Raw genomic sequence first — 24,534 nt, 5'->3', positions numbered from 1 at the left:
GCTAAAATAACAATCGAAGGCACAATTTTATTCTTTTGAATGAAGGGCACGTTGATGGATTTTGATTTTAACTTGATTTTGGTGCCATTAACGTTGGCGTTAGGGGCTATCTGGTTACTAGATAAGCTGGTTTGGAAACAGCGCCAATCTCGAGGCCGAGGCAAAGAGGGGGCCTTAGTACGCAGCGCCTATGACTTTTTCCCTATTCTTGCTGTGGTTCTTATTGTACGCTCCTTTTTGATTGAGCCTTTCAATATTCCTTCCTCATCTATGGTGCCTACTCTATACACTGGGGATTTTATTGCGGTCAATAAATTTGCTTATGGATTGCGACTGCCGCTGACTTATACTAAGTTTCTTGATACTGGCAGTCCTGAGCACGGCGATGTTATGGTATTTCGCTATCCTGAAGACCCAAGTATTTACTATATCAAGCGCGTGATTGGCTTGCCTGGCGATACGGTTAGTTATAATAATGGGGTATTAGCAATCAATGGTGAGAGCATAGATACCGAAGCTGCCAATTATACCCCCGATGCGGATCTGACCGCCCAACTCATACCTGCAGGAGCTACACCAAATGGTGAGACAGTTACAGAAGAGCAGGCAGCAGCGTATGGGCGTGAAGAAGAAGACCATGCTACTTATTATCAGGAAAAGCAAGGCACACATCAGCATCTTGTCCGCTACCTTGAAGACTTCAATAGTTCTCAATATGCGCCGTTCTTGCAAGTAATGTCGCCGAATGTCGTGACATCAGCAGGTACTCAGTGGCAATTGACGGTTCCTGAGGATCAATATTTTGTTATGGGTGATAACCGAGATCGTAGCGCTGATGGTCGATACTGGGGTTTTGTTCCTGATAAAAATTTAGCGGGAAAGGCAGTCTATATCTGGATGCATAAAGCGCCTGGTCTTAATATGCCTAGCTTCAATCGTAATGGCTCGATTGATTGAGTACTGCTTTGACGACATCGTGGATATTATTGACTTAGAGATTAGTATGCGATAATTTTTAACCAGAAGGTAGCCAAAGGTTAACTGTTAACGCATAACAGAGAGTTATTGTAGGAGCTATATGGCGCTAAACTTACACAGGTGCTTTCTTTGCAATGGTATAAATCGCCCTTTACAGGGTAATAGGTGCTATATTATCTTAATATCTAAACCGCTATAAATGTACTTTACTTTTAATTTAATGGCAGTTATTACGTTGCCGCTTAAGCTAGCTTTCGAAGAGTCAACGCTGATTTAAGTCTGAAGTTTAATTATCGGCTGACCTCCTAGTCTTATAATTATTTACGCTTTAGTTGGTCACATCTTAATAGCCTAAAAACCATTAAATAGCTAAGTACTGTGGCAAGATAATAACGAATAACTAATAGTCTTGTAATGGAGTTAGGATGATCTTGCGTACTCTTCCAGAGCAACAGCGTGGTGCCAGTAGTGTGGGGGTTATCCTACTGATCTTTGCTCTTATCGTAGGTGTAAAGCTACTGTTAGCGATACTTCCGGCACAAATTAGTGATTATCAGCTCACCAAGTTATTGACTCATGAGCTCCAAGAGGCAAATGCCAATAAAGTTAGTGCCAAAAAATTTATAGATACCGTTAATAACCAGCTGGCTATCAATAGTAATTACGATATGCAGGCTGAAGATATTTTTACTTTTACCAATAAGCGGGCAGGCGAGCTTGCCATTCACAAACAATATGCTAAGACCAGTCATTTCTTTGCGAATGTAGATATTGTTAATCGTTTTGATAGTGACATTGTGGTCGATGATAAGGCACGATAGCTGCTAGATGATAGAATTAAGCGCCTTAACTTTTTGCGTTTGCTCGATATTTTTAATGATCCATCCTCGTTTAATTAGGACAGCATGAAGCCTGTAGACTCTTTTCAGACAGTATCAAACTCCCCAGTGTCAGCAATTGCTAAAGCAGAAGTGAGCGCAGAGTTTTTGCAGCGGCTAAGTATATTGACGCGGCATCTAGGCTATGAGTTTAACTCTCCTGCTCTGCCTAAGCTCGCTCTAACGCATCGATCTTTTGATAGCAAAAAGAATTATGAGCGTCTTGAGTTCCTAGGGGATGCTTTATTAGGTATGATCGTTGGTGAAGCATTGTATCATCGCTATCCTAATGACAACGAAGGGCGACTGACACGGATGCGTGCCACCTTGGTCAGACAAGAGTGTTTGGTCAAGATTGCTAAGTCATTGACGCTGAGCGATTACCTTATATTAGGGGTAGGAGAGCGAAAAGGTGGGGGCCGTCACCGAGCTTCAATACTGGCAGATACTGTTGAGTCATTGATTGGCGCTATTTACTTGGACAGTCAGGATATTGATACTGTTAGACGCTGCGTATTGGCTTGGTATGGGGATATGATTGACAACGTAAACAATCAAAAAGTCCTCAAAGATGCTAAGAGCCGACTGCAAGAGTGGTTACAAGCCAAGCAAGTAGAGCTACCGACTTATGAGCTTATCGAAACCAGAGGCAATGCACCGCATCAAATATTCGTCGTTAAGTGTCAGGTGAATATCCCTGAATGTCCTGACATCACCGAGTCAGGAGAGAGTCGCCGTATTGCAGAGCAAAAAGCAGCTGAATTGATGGTTGCTCAATTAAATAAGTTGACTGCGTTTTCCAAAAAGCGTTAATTGACTCTAATATAGTTGATGCTATTTAAAACAACGCGCCGCGTGTTGAAGATATAAATTTTTTGGCGATAAGTCTTGATAAGAAAACTCGGCACAAACCTATATCAGTGACTGTAGTCTAAATCTTGAGTGGATTGACTAAGTTCTATCTGCCGCTTTAATCATGCCCAAATAACTTCCTATTGTGTTACCACCAGCCTTGTTTATGCTGTTATTAAGCTATCTACTTCTAATCCCTAATCATCTATAGTTTTCAAATTATAAGGCAAAAATTTTCATAATGAATGACTTAAATATCAAAGACACACCGACTTCTTCATCTATCGCTGCCGATAGTAGTACGACAGATAAGGCAGAATTAATGTCCAGTGAGTCTAGTAATAGTTTCGAGAAGGGCAGCGATTCTGTGGCTAAAGTTGGCACCGAGACGCATAGCGCTATTGATGAGTTTTTTGCCAGTGATGCTTCAGCCGCCACCGCTGAGACTTTTAAGTCAGGCTATGTGGCCATTGTTGGTCGGCCCAATGTCGGCAAGTCTACCTTGATGAATCATCTTTTAGGTCAGAAGCTATCTATTACTTCACGTAAGCCGCAAACAACCCGGCATCGTATTCATGGCATCTTGACGAATGATGAGATGCAAGCGGTGTTTGTGGACACTCCCGGTATCCATCATAATGAAGTTCGCGCGATCAATGAGCGGATGAACAAAGCTGCTTTTTCAGCACTAGTGGATGTGGACTTAGTACTGTTCGTTGTGGACTCAGATCAATGGCGTGATGATGACCTATTGACCTTACAAAAGTTAGGTGATACCAATTTAACTGTCGTACTCGTCATTAATAAAGCGGATACGATTAAGGATAAAGGTAGTATTCTGCCGTTAATTGAAGACTTTAATGAAAGCTTTGATTTTGCAGATATCGTGCCTGTTTCTGCCCTTAAAAATCAAAATCTTGACCGACTAGAAGAAGTCATTGCCAAGCATCTACCAGTCGGCGCGCCTATTTATGACAGCGAGCAAATTACAGATCGCTCAGAGCGCTTTTTAGCGAGTGAAATTATTCGCGAAAAGATCATGCGCAGTGCCGGTGATGAAGTGCCCTATGATCTCACCGTACAGATTGACGGTTTTAAGGATGAAGAGGCGCATAAGGATCCTAAAACAGGGCGAAAGCGTAAGGCTTGTACCTTTATTGATGCCACTATCTTTGTAGAAAGAGAAGGCCAAAAAGCAATCGTCATTGGTGACAAAGGCCAGAGAATTAAGCAAGTAGGTATCGATGCTCGGCAAGATATGGAGCAACTATTTGCCAAAAAAGTCATGCTTACCTTGTGGGTTAAGGTCAAAAAAGGCTGGTCTGACGATGAGCGAGCATTGACGAGCTTGGGCTACTAGCCTAGCCTGTTACTTGATGATCATCTTACTGTTGCCACTATGCGAAACCAAGCGTTAACGGGTTATTTGCTACACCACCGGCCTTATCAAGATAAACGTGCCCTTTATTATATGTTTACTGAGCGCTTTGGTGTCGTCCATGGTATCGGTAAAAGAGGTTTGCCGTTATTTGAGAGCTTACAGCTATTTGCTAGTGGAAAGCGTACGTTAAAGAGCTTCAGCCAAGTACAGCTGAGCGCGTCTCAGCCTCCTATTCGAGGTAGTCAGCAGTATGCCGCGCTGTATTTAAACGAGATATTGTATCGACTGTTACCCATTGAGGACCCTTTCCCTAGCCTTTGGGCTCAGTATGAAGCCAGTCTAAATGCTTTAAGGCAGCCCTTAGCAGCAAATGAGTTAAAGCTTTGCTTACGCGCCTTTGAGCATAGTTTATTTAGTGCATTGGGCTATGAGATATTATTTAGTCATGATAGCTCGGCATTGCCAATCGATATTCATAAATTTTATCGTTATGTGCCTGACAGTGGCTTTGAGATGATAGCAGCTGATGGGGGGGAGCGTGATGAAGGTCATGATGAAAGAGTAGCGGCGAATCGTTTTAGTGGATATGCCTTGTTAGAGATGCAAAAAAAAGGCATTTGTCTGGATACGCTGACTCTATGGTCGCAATTGTATCGCGATTTGATTGATCATTTATTAGACTATCAACCGCTGCAAAGTAGACTATTGTGGCAGCAGCAGTACCGCTATCGGTAACTTAAAATAAACCTATATTATACATCCAATTTTAAATGTGAGACTTAAGGTTATGACGACAAGCCATCGCCCATTATTAGGTGTCAATATTGATCATGTCGCTACGTTGCGTCAAGCTCGGGGCGTACCGTACCCTAGCCCGCTAGAAGCTGCATTACTGTGTGAGCAAGCAGGGGCCGATGGTATCACCTTGCACCTTCGAGAAGATCGGCGTCATATCCAAGATGCTGACGTCTTCGAGATGGCAGATAAGCTGACTACACGGATGAATCTTGAGCTGGCTGCTACTGCTGAAATGGTTGACATTGCCTGTAAGGTAAAACCCGAATGGGTGTGTTTAGTACCAGAGAAGCGTGAAGAGCTAACCACAGAAGGCGGTCTTGATGTTGTGGCTCAGCAATCACACATTGCCGAGGTCATCGCAAAGCTGCATACGGCTGGCTGCAAGGTGTCGCTATTTATCGATCCTGAACCTGCTCAAATCGAAGCAGCTAATGCTTGCCAAGCTGATGCGATAGAGCTGCATACTGGCGCTTATGCCGAAGCAGGGCTAGCTAACGATGCCATAAAAGAACAACAAGAACTGGATAGAATTCTAACAGCAGTAGATTTTGCTAAGTCGCAAAACTCATCACTTATTGTGAACGCAGGTCACGGTCTAACGCGGGACAATGTAACTACAATTGCAAAAATTGACGGCATTTATGAGCTGAATATTGGCCATGCGCTGATTGCTGACGCTATCTTTATGGGACTAGCTGATGCTGTCAAAGCCATGAAGGCCGCGATGAGTCAGTGAAACTTGCTAGCAGTAGCTTTAGTGACAAAGATTCTAATGACAATCCTACCTACTTATCACAACCCGTCGCATGCTGCTGATTTGGTTTATATTTAAGCCCTCCTAGTAGGTTAAATGATACCTGATACATAAGATTGGGGTCGGAGTTGGTTGGACAGTATTTAACGTGGCCTTGATAACCTTTTGGTGTTCCCGTACTACCAAAGAATTTGACATAAGCGTGGCCAGAGGCTCTTAGGCGCAACGTAGCGTATTTTAAATTTAAAGCTTCTTTGAGGATTAATTGATCACTTAAAGTATCAAAGCGTTTATTATTATTTTTATCAACGAATAGTAATAATAATTTGCCATTATCTTTTTGACAAATACCGCTACCTGCGGCCAAACAAAATAAAATGTTCTGTCTGGTAATATAACTCTCTGACCTGGCTTGTTTTAATGTGCTAAATAGTTGCGCTCTAATCCGTTTTGCTTCCATATTGGCTCGCAGTTGCTTGATGCTAGGAGCCGCTAGAGTAAGAACAATGCCTAAAATGATCATCACCACTAATAGTTCTATTAAGGTTTTTCCTTGTTTTTGCTCCACTGAATACATGCTAACTTCCTCATTGTTTTTATTATTAGTGTAGGCGGCGCTTTATTGTCTATATCGAAGCTTTCTCTTAGGGATAAAAGTTGATTTAGTCTAAAATCAGCTAGTCGCTATACGAGCATACGATGCAACTTTTCAAAGTCTTGTGTGCTATTCACAAGATAAATATCTAAGCACTATGATTAATAACAGCATGAAAAATCAGCTAAGATCACTATTCATATACTTAACCGCATAACCACTTCATTACTCAGCCCTTAATTTTATTGAGAGGGTAAATCAAGCAGGCACAGAGCTACAGAGCAAAAATAACGAATATTAACTGGTAAAATTAATTAAAAAATAAGTTTTAATAGTTAATTTTTTTTTATAAGTCTTATTAATACAGGTAATAACAGGTTATTTCAATATTTAGTTATAGGTAGCATTAGTTTTATTGGCGATTAAAGTGAGAATGTCATAATTTGTTTCAAATTAGTTACAATTTAATGTAGCGAGTAGCTTAATTAGTTGATATGGATTAAACTAATAATCTAAGTTTAAAAAGATTTGAAAGTATTGCTAAAGTGTGGTGGGTGAAAGCTAGAAGATAGTTTTGCCTTTCTGTATAACTTTAGCTTCCATAGTAGGTTAATACCAGTTGTTAGTATTATTTTGACAGTAATCGTTTTTTCAATTTTATCGATAACGGTAATATGCCGTTTAATGTAAAAAGCTGATTATTAATGACTGTACCTTATAGGTATTAGTGTCTTAAATTGCTTGGGTTCTCTGTATAATATTGAAAGTTACCTTGCTGATTTAGATACTATTTGTATGTTAAGATGTAATAATGTGTAGCTGCTAACAGAAAAAAGTTGTAAACTTTAATGATAGTCGCTAAGCTACTTCGTAATTGTTTTATAGTGTGGTATATCCCTTTTAGAGGGTAACTTACTATAGGATACAGTTGAAAGTTGGTTTTGCTTAATGCATGACTCAAATCATCCTTTGGAGGAAGTCCATGAAATTGAATAAAATTGCTCTAGCATTAGTTGCAGTAGCTGCAGCACCAATGGCAGCAACTGCTGGTGTTACAGTTAGCCCCCTATTACTAGGTTATCACTATACTGACGAAGCTGCTGACGAACAGCGTGATGTGCTTCGTACCGGTAAAAACTTATATGAAAACGCTAATGGCGATGTAATTGGTAATGGCAATCGTGGTAATAACAACGGTGGCGTTGCTCAAGAAAGCGGTCTTTACACTGGTGCTGCCCTTGGTATCGAATTAACTCCTTCTACTCAGTTCCAAGTTGAGTATGGTGTTTCTAACGCTAATGGCGAAGCTTCAGAAGATTCAGCTAAAGCTGGTGTTAACCGTTTTGACGTTGAACAGCAAACCCTATCTGGTAACTTCCTAATCGGTACTGAAGAGTTCAGTGGTTACACTGAAAGCCCATTCAAGCCATACGTACTAGTTGGTGCTGGTCAGTCTAAGATTAAAGTAGAAAACCAAGAAGCTTATACCGCTACTGGTAATGCCCAAGGTACTAAAGCTGGTCAAAACGTACCTGCAGGAACTGAAGTTGCTGAGTCTACTGACACTATCGGTAACCTAGGTCTTGGTGCTATGTACCGCATCAATGACGCACTAAGCCTACGTGGTGAAGCTCGTGCTATCCATAACTTCGATAACGACTGGTGGGAAGGCATGGCCTTAGCTGGTCTAGAAGTTGTACTAGGTGGTCACCTAGCGCCAACAGTAGCAGTACCACCTACTGTAGAGCCTGAAGCGCCATTAGTTGACACTACTCCAGTAGTCGTTGTAGAGCCAGTTCAACAAGAAGTTGACTCTGATGGCGATGGCGTAATCGATGCTGAAGATGCTTGCCCAGGTACTGCAATGAATGTCGTCGTTGACGAGCGCGGCTGTGCACGTCAAGTCGATCTAACTGACGAATTGAAAATGGAACTTCGTGTCTTCTTCGACAACGATAAGTCTAACATCAAAGCTCAGTACCAGCCTGAAATCGCTAAAGTAGCTGAGAAGATGCGCGAGTATCCTAACTCAACAGCTCGTATCGAAGGTCACGCTTCTAAAACTGGTCCTTCAGCACGCTACAACCAGCGTCTATCTGAAGCCCGTGCTGTAGCTGTTAAGTCTATGTTGACTAACCAGTTCGGTATCGCTCCAGGCCGCTTAAGCACTGTTGGTTACGGTTATGACCGTCCAATCGCGCCAAACGATACTGAAGAAGGTCGTGCAATGAACCGTCGTGTTTATGCCATCATTACTGGTGACAAAACTATGACTGTTGATCAAACTAAAGATATGGTTGTTCAATAAATCTCGCTTTAGTTATTAGTTAGTATTTCAGTAAAAAAGCCACCATAATGGTGGCTTTTTTCTATTGTGCTGAAGGATAATTTAATAAAATTTATTATCAAAAGCCTTATTATAACTAGAGATGGGGTATAGCTATAGGTGGCTAATACCGCTAATTACCTTTATAGTGAAACTCTAGTCCACTTAAGTCACAAATTTATCACTTAATAATGATATACTACCTGCCCTAAGAACTTATAATCGCTTAGCTTGGTGCTGATATTATTTGCACTAATGCTAGGTAGGTTTTAGTTTAAGGTATTTTATATAACCAAAAGAGCACTTTATATGGCGAACGACATTCAGAACCTGCGTAATATTGCAATCATTGCCCACGTTGACCACGGTAAAACAACGCTAGTAGATAAGCTATTACACCAGTCAGGTACCTTTGATGACCGCGCAAATATTGCAGAGCGCGCGATGGACTCAGGGGATATTGAGCAAGAACGTGGTATTACCATTCTGGCTAAGAATACAGCTTTAAAATGGTACAACAAGAAAGATGATACAGAATACCGTATTAATATCGTAGATACGCCAGGTCACGCTGACTTTGGTGGTGAAGTAGAACGTGTTATGTCTATGGTTGACTGTGTGCTACTGGTCGTCGATGCTGTAGATGGTCCTATGCCGCAGACTCGCTTTGTGACTTCAAAGGCCTTTGAACAAGGTCTCAAACCTATCGTTGTTATTAACAAAATCGACCGTCCAGGCTCACGTCCTGACTGGGTAATGGATCAGATTTTTGACTTGTTTGACAATCTTGGCGCTACTGATGAGCAGCTAGATTTCCCAATCGTTTATGCTTCTGCTCTAAATGGTGTAGCGGGGCTGGAAGCTGATGATTTGGCAGAAGATATGACGCCTCTTTTTGAGACTATTGTCAATGTCGTTCAGCCCCCTCAGGTTGACGCCGATGCGCCATTTAGAATGCAAATCTCAAGCCTCGACTATAATAGCTTTGTTGGGGTTATCGGTATCGGTCGTATTGAGCGTGGTCAGGTCAAGACCAATACCCAAGTCACTGTTATCGATAAAGATGGCAAGACCCGCAATGGCCGAATCCTAAAAATCATGGGCTACCATGGTCTAGATCGTATTGATGTTGATAGCGCTCAAGCAGGTGACATTGTTTGTATTACCGGTATTGACGCGCTAAATATTTCTGACACTATTTGTGACCCAAATAACGTTGAAGCGCTACCAGCATTGACAGTCGATGAACCTACGGTCTCTATGAACTTCCAAGTTAACAACTCGCCGTTTGCTGGTCGTGAAGGTAAGTTTGTAACATCGCGTAATATCCGCGAGCGTTTAGAGCGTGAACTTATCCATAACGTGGCCTTACGTGTCGAAGACACCGAATCTCCTGATAAATTTAAAGTTTCAGGTCGTGGTGAGCTGCATCTATCAGTTTTGATTGAAAACATGCGCCGCGAAGGGTTTGAGCTTGGTGTCTCTGGTCCAGAAGTTATCGTAAAAGAAATAGATGGTGAGCTTCAAGAGCCTTATGAAAATGTGATCTTTGATGTTCAAGAAGAGCATCAAGGCGCTATTATGGAGCAAGTGGGTCTACGTAAGGGTGAGATGACCGATATGCAGCTCGATGGCAAAGGCCGTATGCGTATTGAAGCGACGATGCCAGCTCGTGGTCTTATCGGCTTCCGTTCAGAGTTTCTGACTCTGACCTCAGGTAGCGGTATCATGACCTCTAGTTTCTCGCATTATGGACCACAGAAGATCGGTGAAGTAGGCGGCCGCTCTAACGGTGTGTTGGTGTCGATGGCGACAGGTACTTGCCTAGGCTTCGCCCTATTCAATCTGCAAAAGCGTGGTAAGCTATTCGCTGAGCCACAGCTTGAGGTTTATGAAGGTATGATCGTCGGGCTTAACTCGCGTAGCGATGATATGGTGGTGAACCCAACCACTGCTAAGCAGCTAACTAACGTTCGAGCCAGTGGTACTGACGAAGCACTTACTTTGACCCCAGCTGTCAAGTTTACTCTTGAACAGGCTCTTGAATTTATTCAAGATGATGAACTGGTTGAAGTCACACCTAAAGCTATTCGCCTCCGTAAGCGCTATTTGACTGAGAGTGAGCGTAAGCGTCATGCTCGTAAGAAAGATGCCTAAGAGCAAGATGCTTAACATTAGGGTACTAGGATGAGTCGTTTGATTTATTTGCTTAAGAGTTTGTAACTAAATGATGACAATTTACTACTAAACTTTTATTCAGTAAAATAGCGATTATAGGCATACTTGTCCTCTATGTGAAAAACATGCCCGATGTGAAAATTAGTAGCAGCGAATTGGATAGTTATTTTCCGGTTCTTGCTACTATTTTTTTTGGCCTTTTTTTGCTTTAATGTCACTAGAGTAGATATAAATGAGAATCATTATCTATTCGCGCTAACACAGCATGGCTAAATAGTTATGCTAAATCAAACAAGTATTTAATGTATAAAATACTAAATAATACATTGAGGATAATATGCTATGAGTATGATGTCTGAGTTTAAAGAATTTGCCCTCAAGGGCAATGTAATGGATCTTGCAGTCGGTGTTATCATTGGCGGCGCCTTTAGTACCATTACTACTTCACTGGTTGAAGATATCATTATGCCAATTGTGGCGATGATATTCGGCGGCGAATTGAATTTCAAAAACATGTTTGTGGTACTAGGAAACGTACCTGAAGGCGTTGCTAGAAATTACGACGCACTAAAAGAAGCGGGTGTACCTATATTAGCTTATGGTAACTTTATTACCGTACTGATTAACTTCTTAATCTTGGCATTTATTATCTTTATGATGGTGAAAGCAGTTAATAGATTACGCCGTAAAGAAGAAGAAGCCCCAGCTGCACCTGCTGAAGAAATAGTATTACTGCGTGAGATTAGTAGCAAGCTTGGTAACTCTTCAACCACTACTCTCAAATAGTAGGGTCAAAGTATCCACTGCAAGATGTTGGCTATAGAGTATAGATTGTTTAAAGCAGGTTCATGACTACTCTTGCTCTTTAGGCAACTCTTTAGATGTTGAGTGAAATGTGTTATTTCCCAGTTATATAGTCTGCATGTTAAGAACAGTGCTTCAGCTTATAGATTGAAGCAGCATACTAGTCTAAATCTAGAACAAAAGGGCCAACTCAATGAGTTGGCCCTTTTTAGTAGTGTTTAACTGAATTGACTCAAAAGATTGTAGGCTAGTAGAGTTAAATAATTATGAAAGTGACAGTACTAGAAATGTAGTATAAAGAAATATAGGCCAGATCGTTCGAATAAAGCAAAAGTTCTTAGGTAACGGTTATAGAGTATCTACCCTAGCATCATTTACCATTAGCCACTACTAGACTAGTCAATAGATATTAAATTTCAGTAGTATTAACATAGATAGCAGCTTCAACTTGAATCCACTATAGTGGAGCAGCACCTTTATAGGCCATACCAGCTGGATTGTGCTTCAGCCAATGACTAGCCACTCAATGCTTTAATACATTATTGAGGCATAACGATGACTTGGTCATTGGTACTAATTAATATCTCAGAAGGCTTATCGACAACGATACGCACGACATCATCATTATTCGACTGTGACTTATAGTAATTGTCTTCAGCTACAGTGCAGCCTAGGCAGCGACTCATGGCTTGCCATGGCTCTACAAATAGCTTTTGCTGAGCTTGATCTGCATTACCACCAACAGCGGAGAAGGGAAGGCTGACGATATAAGCGGCAGTCCCAGCAACTGCATTTACTAACTGCAGCGGCTTGCCTACAACCGTATCAACTACCATGGTCTCATAAGAGGGACCAAAATTAGCCTCATCAATTTCTATGGCTGCTTGTGCTGACTGCTGTGTCAGCATCAAAGCTATGACGGTACTAAGGGCAAGTATATTTTTTTTAATAGGGTGAACTACCACCATAATAGAATCCTCAAAGTTGCATATTGTCTAAGCAAATTTAAATAACCAATGCGCACCTTGCGACTGCTCAACTTGAGCTTATTTGGCTATAGTAGCTATTAAAACAAGTTGTTAGCATATAAGCAAGACAATTAAATGGGCAATGAAGCCAAGGGTTGACAGTGTGGACAAAAGACACTGGCTCTACCGCCTAGCTTAAGGTTATCAAGGGTATGACCGCAGTGCAGGCAAGCCTCACCTTGACGACCATATACGTGTAGCGTCTGCTGGAAGTAGCCGGTCTGACCACTGGCTACCGTAAAGTCTTTCAATGTAGAGCCGCCAAGTTTAATGGACTTAGTCAACACGCTCTTTATATGTTTGACCAATAGCTCAAGCTGAGTTTTCGTTAATACATTAGCTGGAGTAGCTGGATGGATTTTAGCTAAATGCAGACTCTCTGCAGCATAGATATTGCCGACGCCTACCACCACTTGTTGCTCCATAATAACGGTCTTTATGGGTCGTTCTATGGGCCGTCTTTGACGCTTGTTAGTCCTACTTATAGGCTTAGTGCTGTCAGTATTTTTATTTTCAGCCAGGTCGATACGCTGAATAATATTATAGAGATATTCTGCAGTAAATGTCTCAGATAACGGTTCTACACCTAAATGATTGAGCAGCTTGTCAGCATAATCATCGTGCCAGAGTACCGCTCCAAAGCGTCTCGGATCGTGATAATGAAGCTGGGTCTGCGCTCCAGAAGCATCCGAAAAATTGAGGATTAAATGGTCATGTTTTCGAATAGCACTGTCAGCTGGGTACTGTTGCAGGCTACCGGACATTCCTAAGTGAATAAGCAGACGTTTGGTCGGTGGCACTGTAGTATTAGCGTCCGTCTCAGCTTTGATACTCGGATCTGGCTTAAAAGTTAATATAAGGTATTTGGCCCTTCGCGATACGCTTTGCAACTGATAGCCGACTAGACGGTTTAAGTCTGATGGCATCGACCAGCGTAGCTTCGGCTGAAAGACTTGAACCTGGCTAATGGTATGACCAATTAGTGGCGAAAGACTCGCTTTGGTGGTTTCGACCTCGGGTAATTCAGGCATAATTAAAACAAAGTATCCAGAGTATGAGGGCAGTGAGATTCATGATGACTTTAATGGCAATCATCAGCGTTATTGAGAGTTTATGACCTATAAATAATATAGGCCATACATAGGTTATGTGACGTCACGGCGTGCGTGCAGAATTCCAGGTTGCTGCTCAAGCTTGGCCAGTAGTTTGGACAAATGTGATAGACCACCGACTTCGATATGGAATTTCAAATAAGCAATATTGTCATCGGTACTGATGGTCTCAACCTGACGAATATTGACATTCTCATTGTCCATAACCTGAGTTAAATCTCGTAGTAGACCGCGTCGATCATAGGCTTCCAAGCAGATATTTACCGGCTGGTGGCGACCTGACTTTGAATGCCATGTTGCGCTAATTTTACGTTCAGGTTCGCGCTCAATCATACGATTATACTCAGGGCAACCCCTATTATGGATGCTCACGCCTTTAGATTGAGTGATAAATCCCGCAATCGGCTCACCGTGAACAGGGTGACAGCAGCCGGCAAGGTTAATTTCAATATTGTCTAAACCATCGACGCAGATCTTATAAGCATCTAATTTCCCTGTGGCCTTAGGATGCACACTGGGAGTAAATACCTCATCATCTTTTTCAGGCTCAAGCTGAAGCTGCTTGGAGATATGATTGGTTAGTTGGTGCAGGCCTATGTCGCCCGTAACCAGCCCGACCAAGATATCATCAGCAGTATTAGCGTTAAAAAATTGAATATAATCCGCCAAATCAATACTGTTAGGATGTACGGAGAGGCGATCAAGCTCTTTTGCTAGCATCTGCCGTCCAATCTCAATATTCTTATCACGGTCTTGGCGATTGAACCATTGACGAAGCTTAGACCGCGCTCTATTGGTATGGATATAGCCCAATGACGCCACTAACCAGTCTCGGTTAGGCTCACGAGAGGATTTGGTAATAATCTCAACCTGCTCACCAGTTTTGAGCTGATAAGTAAGCGGGACATAACGTTGGTTAACACGAGCGGCCTGAGCACGATTGCCGACTTGGGTATGCACATAGTAGGCAAAATCGAGGACCGTCGCTCCTTTGGGCAGCTCCGTAATATCCCCATCACGGCTGAACACATAGATACGCTCAAACTCACCGAAGTCGACAGTTTGCTCTTCTTCATCAAGCTCTGATAACTCTGCTTCGTCTGAACCATCGTCAAAATTGGGCTTCGCCTGGGCTTTATTATCGCTATTATTAAGGGACAATAACTGGCGCAGTGAGCTTATCTTCTGATTAAGATAGTTGTCCTTTTTATTTTTGAGCCCTTCTTTATAGTTCACGTGAGCGCACATACCCAGCTCAGCTTCAAAATGCATATCATGGGTTCGAATCTGCACTTCTAGTGACTTTTGCTCAGCGATAACGGCAGTGTGTAGCGAGCGATAGCCATTGGATTTGGGATTGGTAATATAGTCGTCAAACTGCTCAGGGATATGACGCCATAAGCCGTGCACCAGACCAAGGACATAATAGCAATCTGCCGGTGTCTCCACTAGGACTCGAAGGGCACGAATGTCATAGAGCTGATCAAATGACAAACCCTTGAGCTTCATCTTGCGATAGATCGAATAGATATGTTTGACGCGGCCTGAAACATCGCCTTTAATACCTGACTGACTCAAGGCATTATTGAGTTGGTTTTGTACGCGGTCAATGTAGGCCTCACGCTCGCTACGTTTTTCTGATAGTAGTTTGGCGATCTCTTTATAACGATCGGGCGCAAGATAGCGAAATGATAGATCCTCTAGCTCCCATTTTAATTGAGCTATTCCTAAGCGGTGGGCAAGCGGTGCGTAAATCGTCATAACCTCACGCGCTACCCGCTGCTGACGTTCAGGATTGGAGAATGATAACTCCCGCATGGCAAAAGTACGCTCTGCCAGTTTAATAAGGACCACGCGAACGTCGTTGGTAACTGAGATGAGCATGCTATAAATATTAGATAGCTGCTCACGTTGGTTATTAGCAAAATGATCTTCTAAGCGCTTGTTACTCTCAATAATCTCAGATAGCTGTCCCATTGATAGGGTATCTTTGACTAACGTATGAATGTCTTCGCCAAAATGCTGACGAATATCTTGCAACGAGATAAGCTTTTTTCGTGCACTACGATAGAGCATCGCGGCAACAAGCGCATCTTCGTCCTGATAAAGGTAGGTTAGGATATCTGTCATCCCAATCCCAGTGACATAAGCTCCTGAGCGCTCTGATTCGGCTGTGGTCATCTGATTGCGAATAAACTCACAAGCGGCCTTAAGCGTCGGAAGCTCCTCATAACCAATTCGCTTGGCGACACCATCAAGCCAAGCTGGCACATCGATGTTAAGCTCAGTGACATCTTCCATATCATCAAGGTCAAACTGAACTGAACCAGAGTGGCGCATTGATGAGTGTTGATGTTCATTGGACTTAAGACGCTGTGATTTGGTCAGCAAGTCTTGACGAGTAATGTCTTTGGCATCATGAGATAGGATGTGTTGAAGTCCGTCGTCATCTTGGTCTTGACGCGTGCGCAATGCTGATCGGTCCAAAGTAGTATGAAGCTTGCGGGTCGCTAACTGCTCTTTAATATCTATCGGCATCTGAGCATAGGCATTAGCGGATTGCTGTGATCGCTGGTTCGCCACTAGCTGCGCCGCCAAGGTCGCACTATCCGTATGAGTGGTTTGACCATCAACTAATGGCAGTCCTTCGCGAATCTTAACCACAGCGTGCTCCTTTTAGCGATATTTGTCGTCTTCTATTGCACCGATAGTCCAGTCGAAAAGCCAGCTGATATTTGCCATTAAATAAAGAGTGATAAGGCAAGAATAGTAAGGTCCTTTAGTGGTATTTCTGGAAAAGTAGTGCAGTTGATTGAGACGCTTAATTTCAATAAGCAATTATTATTGACCATAAATAATAGTGAAGGTAAAAAAGATATTTTAGCCTAGACAACGTAAGGATGACTGGCTGAATAGTCACGGAGAGTAGGATTAACTCCTATTTTGTCTCCATTTAGCGTCATGATGGTTATGGCTAGGGTTTGGGAGTCTAGACGGGGGCGCTTTAAAATATGCTATCTTACCAATACTACTTAGGCTTAAAAGAGATTAAAAAGTAGCCAGTTGAATAACCACAGAGACTTTAATGCTAAGCTTATTATACAAATATATCTTTCTAATTACCAATCTGGTTATCAACAGCCAACCCTTTAGCAATACTAAGGTCTATATGAAGTCCGATTTTAGTAATTCAAGATATTTTAGGCGAACGCTTTAGTCATGTTTATAGACATAAGCCTAGTATTAGAGTCAATTGGTCAGCCACGTAGCGATAAAATAAGCTCGAAGAGAATCATATCAATATTTGATTTAATTCTACAATGGTTAAAATACACATGATGGCAGATTGGGTACAAATATTAGGCCCATAATAGAGTCTACAATTATGTAGCTTAAAATAAGCCCTATAAATCTAAATACTTAAAAGAGCCATTGGCGTCTTATCAAGAAAAAATACCTAACAATCAATGTTAAAGCTTATTTCTCAAAGCGGGCAATAGACTCAACATGACCAGTATGACAGAACATATCCATGACTCCAGCATGGGTAAGTCGATAACCCTGTTCAATAAGGGCTTTGGTGTCTCTAGCAAGCGTCGCAGGGTTACATGATACATAAACGATTCTTGAGGCATTAAAGCGTGGTAGGTACTGCATCACTTCCCAAGCACCAGAGCGAGGAGGGTCAATTAAAATCGCATCGAATCCTTGCTGCGCCCAAGGCTGATCACTAAAATCTTGTGTCAAATCTTGACTATAAAATTGAGTATTGCCCAGATTATTGCGCTTGGCATTAGCCTCAGCTCGTGCGGTCATAGCATCTGAGCCTTCTACGCCGATGGTCAAACCTTGCTGACCATCTTCACCACCGACGAGCCGGGCAAGGGGTAGGCTAAAGTTACCAAGACCACTAAATAGATCTAAGACACGCTCACCGGTCTTGAGCTCCAGTAAGTCGCAAGCCAGCTTAGTCATCTTGCGATTAACCGATAGATTGACCTGAGTAAAATCTGTGGGGATAAATTCGTAGGTAAGGTTATAATCAGGAAGCTCATAGTAAAGGCGACCAAACTGTTCGCTGATATCATCACCGTCAAACAATGGAACGCGGTGAATACTATCTGGACCTTTAGGCTGTAAATATAGCTGCCAGTGCCGTGCAGCAAAGAAGGACTTAAGCTTGTCGATATCGCTCTGTGGCAATGGCTCAAGGTGACGAACAATAAGCGCCACTGGTTGATCGCCATCAGGTAGTTCAGGCTGCGCTTCACCCATAGCCAGCTCAAGCTGAGCGATACTGCTACGCATCTCAAGAGAGCTAATAAGCGCCTTTAAGTTATCAATCTCAAGGCCGATGCGCTCATCTAGAATATAGCAGATCTCAAGATTGGCTAAAAAATTGCTATTGCGCTCGCGAAAGCCCACCAAAGCCGTCTCTTTTTTGGCCACATAGCGTACGCCCAATCGTGCTTTGGTCCGATAACCAAGACGGTCACCGACTAAAGGCGCGAGCCATTGCTCAGGTTGGACGCCAGCCTGATGCTCTAAAAGCTCAGCCAAGACCGTTTGCTTAAAGGCAATCTGACCATCTGGTTGCCAGTGCTGCAGTGAGCAGCCACCACAAACACCAAAATGCGGACAAGGCGGCTTTTGCCGCTCGGGATGAGCATCGGCAGTGACTGCTACGGTATCTGCTTCTTCAAAGCTGGCACGGCTATTGGTCAGTTTTGCTGCTACGGTTTCGCCAGGTAGGGCGAAGCTAATAAAGACTTTTTTACCGTGCTTGTCAGTGATATGACCTTGCGCCTCGTCAAATCCATTGCCATATATGGCCACACCGCGCCCATCATGAGATAGCTTATCAATGGTAAAGGGTAGAGGCGGTGCATCTTTTAAGCGCTTTCGAATCCGGGCGCTAGGTTTGGATTTCTTCTTACTAGGCGCCGTCGCAAGAGAGCTTTTAGTTCTTGGCGTCTCAGTAGAAGTGGTGGAAGAGGGGGTTGAATCGGTGGGTTGCATAAACCTGCCTGTGTCAGAGTCGTCACGCTACATTAGCGAATTTGAGATAATAATTGCGGGCAATTTTACCACATTGTGTACAGAAAATTATTGGAGACTAAACCGTTATTTAACGGCTTAATCGCAAGCCGTTATTCATAACTGTATAGTTGTTATTGCCAATCACTAAGAAATGCCTGATGCCTTGGCGTGCCATCGGCTTCAGTTTTGTTATTAAGATACTCTCGAGACTGCAATTGCCACTGCTCATAGACATCACCAGCTAGTACACCTGTTAATCGCAGCCAGCGCAGGTAGATCAGCCAAGTATTCATGACATCAGACTCACAGTATATCGATAGGGTTTGCCAGTCGTCATTAGCGACCAAGTCGCCAACCATACTGCCATCGACATCAGTCTTGCCGGGTAGGCCATAAAGACTGGCAACCACGTCCATAGCTTCACGGCGACTGGCACCGTATTGGCTAAAGCGGTCCATTAAATCAAGATGGCGAGTGTGAAAGCGGTTGACGTAATTATCAAAGCGCATGTTTTTGATACGCTCGCCTTCTTCAAATAGCCATGGTGCTGATAAGTTATACTGCATAGCTCGGTAGATAAGTACTGGAATATCAAAGCCTGAGCCATTCCAGCTGACCAGCTGCGGCAAATTATTGGTATCGTTAAAAGCGCGGAAAAACTTAGCAAGAATCTCTTCTTCGCTAAATTTGTCTGCCGTCAGTGAAAATAATGAAAACTGGCCGTCTTTGATATAGAGCGCTGAGATACAGACAATACGTTGCAGCGGTAAGCGCATAAAGTCATGTCCTGACTCTTGAACACGCAGACTGGTTAAGGCTGCTAAGGTATCGGTATTGTTTAAGCTTGCGAGCTGCGGGTAGATTCGGCGTGCGCCCTCAACGTCAGCGACGGTTTCGATATCAAAGACTAAGACAGGCGCGTTTGGAAATGTGCTCATAAACAGGTCTACAGAGTGGATAAAAAATAATGAACTAAGCTTACGTGGGGCTTTTTAGCCCCGATAGTAGCGGTAGCTTGGGAGGCTACGGGGCTTATAGCTGCTCGCTCAGCGGTAGTCGCTCAAATGATGGAATGCCGCTGAGCTTAGCAGCTGTGCCCCGCAGACTGCCAACTATAAGCGGATAGCGGGATTGGCTCCAGTATGCTATAGGTTCCGGTCTGTCACTAGTCCTCTACGGCGTACAGCCCCGTAGATAGGTAGCGGTCACCGCGGTCGCAGACGATAAAGGCGATGACAGCGTCTGGCTGCTCTTCTTGAATCTCGGCAGCGACTTGTAGAGCGGCCCAAGCAGCGGCCCCTGAGGAAACTCCTGCAAGAATACCCTCAGCGCGGGCCAGCTTACGCATATAGACTTCAGCGGTCGTCTGGCTAATGTCCATGACGCGATCGACCACGCTGGCGTCATAAATCTCAGGACGATACTCAGGCGCCCAGCGGCGAATGCCGGCAATGGAGGCTTCTTCATCTGGCTGCAGACCAATGATTTGGATATCAGGATTCTGTTCTTTTAGATATTTGCCGGTGCCAGAGATAGTACCCGTAGTGCCCATTGAGCTAATAAAGTGAGTGATGCGGCCCTCAGTCTGCTGCCAAAGCTCTGGACCAGTAGTCAGGTAATGGGCAGCACTGTTGTCAGGATTTGAGAACTGGTCAAGCACGATACCACGGCCCTCAGCTTGCAGCTGTAAGGCTTGATCACGGGCGGCTTCAATGCCCTCATCTACTTCGATAAGGGTGGCACCATAAGCGGCCATGGCATCCTTACGCTCTTGAGTAGATTTGGTCGGCATCAGCAGTATCATCTCATAGCCGCGCATCGCTGCGACCATTGCTAGCGCGATACCAGTGTTGCCACTAGTGGCCTCAATTAAAGTATCACCTGGCTTGATATCACCGCGCTTTTCAGCCTGAAAAATCATGTTAAAGGCAGGGCGATCTTTTACTGAGCTTGCGGGGTTATTGCCTTCAAGTTTAGCGAGTAGCTGGACGCTATCATTAATGCCTTCTTGCTTGGCTAAGCGCTGCACCGTCACCAGTGGGGTATTGCCTACGCAGTCGGCTAGAGTGGTCGTTTTTTGGGTAAAATTGGAAGTAAGCGTGCTGTCAGCCATGATTCGTCTCAGTCAGTTTGCTATGAATAGATAAAATGATGAAATAAAGAAATTATAACACCTCACAAAAGGTTGTGTCGTCAGCTATTGTGCTGAGCAAGTACTCAAAGCCCTACTGTCAATGTCAGTAACAATCGGCCTATTAGTGAACCCTACCTTGAATGGTGATTTTTTTCTGGTGTCAAAGTTATTTGGCTCTGAGCCTTGCGTCTCAGTCGCGCTTTTTGGTTGGTATAGCGTCTGCCCAATAGAGCCAAACCCTGTTAGACTACAAAAGGACTCGATAAAAATAGAGATAGCCTGTATCACTCGGTGTCCAACCATTAAAAGTGAGTATTTAAAAGTAGAGCAACCGGCATGGCTTATAAAAAGAAATTCGGCATGAGTAGTGCCTATGGTCAATTAATTGTTTTGGTGTTTTTACCGATTTTGGTATTGGCACTGGTCGGTGGTGTCTTGGTCTTTTATGAGAGTATGCGGGCGAGTCTATCTGAGCAGCAAGCTCAGGCACAAGCCGTGCTAATGCGTTATAAGCCCATGCTGTCACAAGACTTGCAAGAAATTTTTGCCATTCCTAAAAGTACGGCGGCTCTTGAAAACGACGCTGCAATAGCCAGTGAAACTCCAGAGATATTCAACAATCTGACAAACGTACCGCGGCCAGTCAGCGAAGCTCCTAATGAGGCCATAACCTCCGATGTTACCGACACCAGCGCTAAGCTGACAGATCTACGCAATAAGCTGACTCGAATACGCACAAATCAGCATGTGCAACGAGTAGCCATAGTCGATAATCAAGGCCAAGTATTATTAGCGGTAGGCTACGGTACTGATGAAAAGTGGCCATTATTTGACGGCCAAAGTAGCATAGTGAATGCGTTAAAAACGCCCATTGGTACAGCTTATGGCACCTACCTGGATGAAGTGAATGGTCGCCGCGTCTGGCTGATGGTCGACATGGATAATGAACCATTGCATATAGCTCGCTATCGCATTGCCTTAGCCCTTGCAATTACTGGACTACTGACTCTACTCCTATTATTACTCAGCTTAAATATCTATGCCAAGCGCTGGATTACACCGATTTATGAGCTTCGGCTTCAGCTTCAGCGCACTGAAGTAGATACGCTATATAAACCAATGCCTATTGAGTCGACCGGCGAGCTTAACCTATTGCAGCAAGAAATAGTAAAGACCTTGCGGCGCTTACACACCAGCTTCCAAGAATTAAAAGATCATGCCGAGCAAACCGAAGATGATCTTCGGGTCGCCTTTGATGAGATGGAGATGCAAAATATCTCTATCCGTAATGCGCGAGATGCAGCCATATCGACCAGTCAGGCAAAATCTGCCTTCTTGGCCAATATCAGTCATGAGCTTAGAACCCCTCTCAATAGTATTGATGGCTTTATCAATCTATTGTCTAGAAAGGCAAATTTAAGTGGTGAGCAGGCTCTATATGTTCAGACCATTCGTAAGTCTTCTGCGCATTTACTGGCTTTGGTCAATGATGTATTAGATTTCTCTAAGATTGAAGCGGGAAAGTTGGTATTAGATCGGCATGAATTTAACTTATATGACGCCATCTATGATGTCGCAGATATGCTCTCGCCAGTTGCCGCAGAAAAGCGCCTACGTATGGCCGTATTGTTTTATGACGATGTGCCACGTCATATCATCGGCGATGCTCTCCGACTAAAGCAAGTTTTGACCAACTTAGTAGGCAATGCTATCAAGTTTACTGACAGTGGCGAGGTATTAATTCGGGTAAGTCTCGATGACTATAAGGACAATCAGCTGATGATCGCGGTCCAAGATAGTGGCAGGGGGATATCTGCTGAAGACCAAAAGCTATTGTTCCAAAGCTTTAGTCAAGGGGACCCGTCAATCACCCGGCAATATGGTGGAACGGGACTGGGTCTAGTCATCTCCAAGCAGTTAACTAGGCTCATGGGCGGTGATATTGGTTTTTATGACAATGCTAAAGAGAACATTGCTAAGCAAGGCTCGACGTTTTGGTTTCGCATGCCGGCGCAGGTCGATGTCTTAGAGGCGGTAGATCAGGAGCATTTGCCGTTGCCAGTACTAGCGCCATTGGCAAATGCTAATGATGAGTTTCATCTACTGGCTTGGATTAATCATCCTGCCTCGATGCAGGTACTAAAAGCCAGCTTACGGGCGCTGCCCATAAATTTAACTCAAGCTAACTCATTGCCAGGAGTTTTAGAGTCATTAAAAGAGTTTGGCAATCGTTGGGACTGGGTCATTGTTGATAATGACACTCAGGACGATATGATGGCACTACTTAAGCAAATTCGCCTTCATTATCAAGGCAAGCTAGCCGTCTTTGGTTATCAGGTCAGCTCTGATCAGCGGCTGCTTGAGCGCTATCAGGCGACAGGGCTGTATGAGCCGCTAGACAAAAGCCAACTTTACCGGATGCTTGATACTCAGGCCTCAAAACAGCCACAATTAGCCCCTGAAAAACGCTGGCAAGGTATCACAGTTTTGGCAGTGGATGATCATCTTCCTAATCTACTGGTGCTAGATGCGCTATTGTCTGAGCTGGGTATCAAGGTAGTGACGGTCAATAGCGGCTTTGATGCTATAGAGCTGATGAGTAAGCAGCAAGCGGCGTTAAAGCAACAAAAAACAGACGCAACAAACGATCTAGACATTTATGACAATCACCATCAGCAATCTGATAGAACAGCTAAAAAAGGTAGTGCGTCAACTACCAATGCGCTGTTAAGTAATGACAAAAAGAATCTACAGAAAAATAGCGCTGCCACCTCTGCAAACGCTATTGAAAAACATGCCGTAGCTGAGAGGATTGATCTTATTTTTATGGACATTCAAATGCCAAGAATGTCAGGGCGAGAGGCTGCTGAACAAATCCGCAAAATCGAAGACCCAAAACACAGAACGCCAATTATCGCTTTGACAGCGCATGGGCTATCAGATGAACGCGACAGGCTAATCGCGGCTGGTATTGATGACTACATAGGTAAGCCTATTAGTCAGCCGCAGCTGCTGCAAGTATTGCAAAAATGGCTAGGTAGAACGACTGCAGGAGAGCGAGGTAACTCAAAAGGCGCTAATTTACCTATGCTAACGGCAGAGCAAGCTGGTCTAGTAGACACGCCACTTGAAGACAGCACTCAAGCAGTGCTGAATCAAGTGCGTAAGCCTAAGTCTGCGGCATTTAGTGAAAAGAGCATCGACTCAAACTTCGCATCTCCAGAATCGATAGACATGACAGATAAGACAGAAGCCTTAGAGTCGCTCCCAGTGATTGACTGGGAAGATGCGCTCACGCGCTCTGCGAATAAACCGGAGCTAGCTGCGCAACTTATCTTTATGATGGTTGATAGTATTGAACAAGAAAAGAGTGACCTCGCCCAAGCGTGGGAAGATAAAGACCGCACTCTACTGTCGCAAATCGCTCATCGTATATTGGGCGCAAGTCGCTACGCCGGTGTACCGCAGCTGCGTAAAGCCAGTCAAGATCTTGAAGACAGGTGTCTGCTCAATGTGCAACATACGACGCCAGCACAGTTTGCTATGCTTGCACCAAGTTATGAAGCATTACAAATAGCCCTAGATAACCTCTGCGATGTAGACTTATCTACCCATCCTCAGCTGAGTTATCATAAATTGAGCGAAGACGACATGACTTGGAAAATGATATAAAGGA

General features: G+C 43.6%; 17 protein-coding genes. 10 read left to right on the top strand and 7 right to left on the bottom strand.

Features of this window, described 5'->3' with window-relative positions; translation table 11 throughout:
• Positions 1 to 54: 54 nt before the first annotated feature.
• The 6 genes from lepB to pdxJ all read left to right on the top strand — a co-directional run bounded on the left by lepB (position 55) and on the right by pdxJ (position 5,623).
• Positions 55 to 957, top strand: a complete 903-nt coding sequence (gene lepB / locus EGV92_RS05920; protein WP_131668316.1) for a signal peptidase I — start codon at positions 55 to 57, stop codon at positions 955 to 957.
• Positions 958 to 1,403: 446 nt separating this feature from the next.
• A complete protein-coding gene (locus EGV92_RS05915; protein WP_131668315.1) occupies positions 1,404 to 1,799 on the top strand; it encodes a DUF4845 domain-containing protein in 396 nt (131 codons plus the stop codon).
• An 84-nt stretch (positions 1,800 to 1,883) separates the two neighbouring features.
• On the top strand, positions 1,884 to 2,669 hold the full coding sequence (rnc, locus tag EGV92_RS05910; protein WP_131668314.1) for a ribonuclease III: 786 nt from the start codon (positions 1,884 to 1,886) through the stop codon (positions 2,667 to 2,669).
• Positions 2,670 to 3,030: 361 nt separating this feature from the next.
• Positions 3,031 to 4,068 carry a GTPase Era gene (era, locus tag EGV92_RS05905; protein ID WP_423227901.1) on the top strand — a complete coding sequence of 346 codons (1,038 nt, stop codon included), beginning with the start codon at positions 3,031 to 3,033 and terminating at the stop codon, positions 4,066 to 4,068.
• Positions 4,069 to 4,107: 39 nt separating this feature from the next.
• The gene (gene recO / locus EGV92_RS05900) at positions 4,108 to 4,824 is read left to right on the top strand and encodes a DNA repair protein RecO (protein ID WP_131668313.1); all 717 of its coding nucleotides are present in this window, start codon (positions 4,108 to 4,110) and stop codon (positions 4,822 to 4,824) included.
• 52 nt (positions 4,825 to 4,876) lie between these two features.
• The gene (gene pdxJ, locus EGV92_RS05895; protein WP_131668312.1) at positions 4,877 to 5,623 is read left to right on the top strand and encodes a pyridoxine 5'-phosphate synthase; all 747 of its coding nucleotides are present in this window, start codon (positions 4,877 to 4,879) and stop codon (positions 5,621 to 5,623) included.
• A 49-nt stretch (positions 5,624 to 5,672) separates the two neighbouring features.
• Here the strand turns inward: pdxJ and EGV92_RS05890 are convergent, their stop codons facing one another.
• Entirely contained in the window at positions 5,673 to 6,218 is a 546-nt protein-coding gene (locus EGV92_RS05890) for a pilus assembly FimT family protein (protein ID WP_131668311.1), read from the bottom strand.
• A gap of 1,000 nt (positions 6,219 to 7,218) precedes the next feature.
• Here EGV92_RS05890 and EGV92_RS05885 point away from each other — a divergent pair.
• From EGV92_RS05885 to mscL, 3 genes are all read left to right on the top strand, one after another.
• A complete protein-coding gene (locus EGV92_RS05885) occupies positions 7,219 to 8,544 on the top strand; it encodes an OmpA family protein (protein WP_131668310.1) in 1,326 nt (441 codons plus the stop codon).
• 327 nt (positions 8,545 to 8,871) lie between these two features.
• The gene (typA, locus tag EGV92_RS05880; RefSeq protein ID WP_131668309.1) at positions 8,872 to 10,719 is read left to right on the top strand and encodes a translational GTPase TypA; all 1,848 of its coding nucleotides are present in this window, start codon (positions 8,872 to 8,874) and stop codon (positions 10,717 to 10,719) included.
• A gap of 363 nt (positions 10,720 to 11,082) precedes the next feature.
• Positions 11,083 to 11,526 carry a large conductance mechanosensitive channel protein MscL gene (mscL, locus tag EGV92_RS05875; protein WP_131668308.1) on the top strand — a complete coding sequence of 148 codons (444 nt, stop codon included), beginning with the start codon at positions 11,083 to 11,085 and terminating at the stop codon, positions 11,524 to 11,526.
• Positions 11,527 to 12,083: 557 nt separating this feature from the next.
• On the opposite strand, the gene EGV92_RS05870 is transcribed toward mscL, so the two are convergent.
• From EGV92_RS05870 to cysM, 6 genes are all read right to left on the bottom strand, one after another.
• Complete coding sequence (locus EGV92_RS05870; protein WP_131668307.1) at positions 12,084 to 12,512, bottom strand: hypothetical protein; 429 nt, start codon at positions 12,510 to 12,512, stop codon at positions 12,084 to 12,086.
• A 131-nt stretch (positions 12,513 to 12,643) separates the two neighbouring features.
• Positions 12,644 to 13,603: a bifunctional DNA-formamidopyrimidine glycosylase/DNA-(apurinic or apyrimidinic site) lyase gene (gene mutM / locus EGV92_RS05865; protein ID WP_131668306.1), complete on the bottom strand. Its 960-nt coding sequence runs from the start codon at positions 13,601 to 13,603 to the stop codon at positions 12,644 to 12,646.
• Positions 13,604 to 13,717: 114 nt separating this feature from the next.
• Positions 13,718 to 16,348, bottom strand: coding sequence for a RelA/SpoT family protein (locus EGV92_RS05860; protein WP_131668305.1), 2,631 nt, complete (start codon positions 16,346 to 16,348; stop codon positions 13,718 to 13,720).
• Positions 16,349 to 17,161: 813 nt separating this feature from the next.
• Positions 17,162 to 18,703, bottom strand: coding sequence for a 23S rRNA (uracil(1939)-C(5))-methyltransferase RlmD (gene rlmD / locus EGV92_RS05855; RefSeq protein ID WP_131668304.1), 1,542 nt, complete (start codon positions 18,701 to 18,703; stop codon positions 17,162 to 17,164).
• Between the two features lie 152 nt (positions 18,704 to 18,855).
• The gene (locus EGV92_RS05850; protein ID WP_131668303.1) at positions 18,856 to 19,662 is read right to left on the bottom strand and encodes a 3'-5' exonuclease; all 807 of its coding nucleotides are present in this window, start codon (positions 19,660 to 19,662) and stop codon (positions 18,856 to 18,858) included.
• A gap of 227 nt (positions 19,663 to 19,889) precedes the next feature.
• The gene (gene cysM / locus EGV92_RS05845) at positions 19,890 to 20,837 is read right to left on the bottom strand and encodes a cysteine synthase CysM (protein ID WP_131668302.1); all 948 of its coding nucleotides are present in this window, start codon (positions 20,835 to 20,837) and stop codon (positions 19,890 to 19,892) included.
• A gap of 357 nt (positions 20,838 to 21,194) precedes the next feature.
• Here cysM and EGV92_RS05840 point away from each other — a divergent pair, with 357 nt between their 5' ends.
• A complete protein-coding gene (locus EGV92_RS05840; RefSeq protein ID WP_131668301.1) occupies positions 21,195 to 24,530 on the top strand; it encodes an ATP-binding protein in 3,336 nt (1,111 codons plus the stop codon).
• Positions 24,531 to 24,534: the final 4 nt, after the last annotated feature.

The organism is Psychrobacter pygoscelis (assembly GCF_004335015.1).
Lineage (GTDB): Bacteria > Pseudomonadota > Gammaproteobacteria > Pseudomonadales > Moraxellaceae > Psychrobacter > Psychrobacter pygoscelis.
This window is presented reverse-complemented; position numbering and strand designations above follow the sequence as displayed.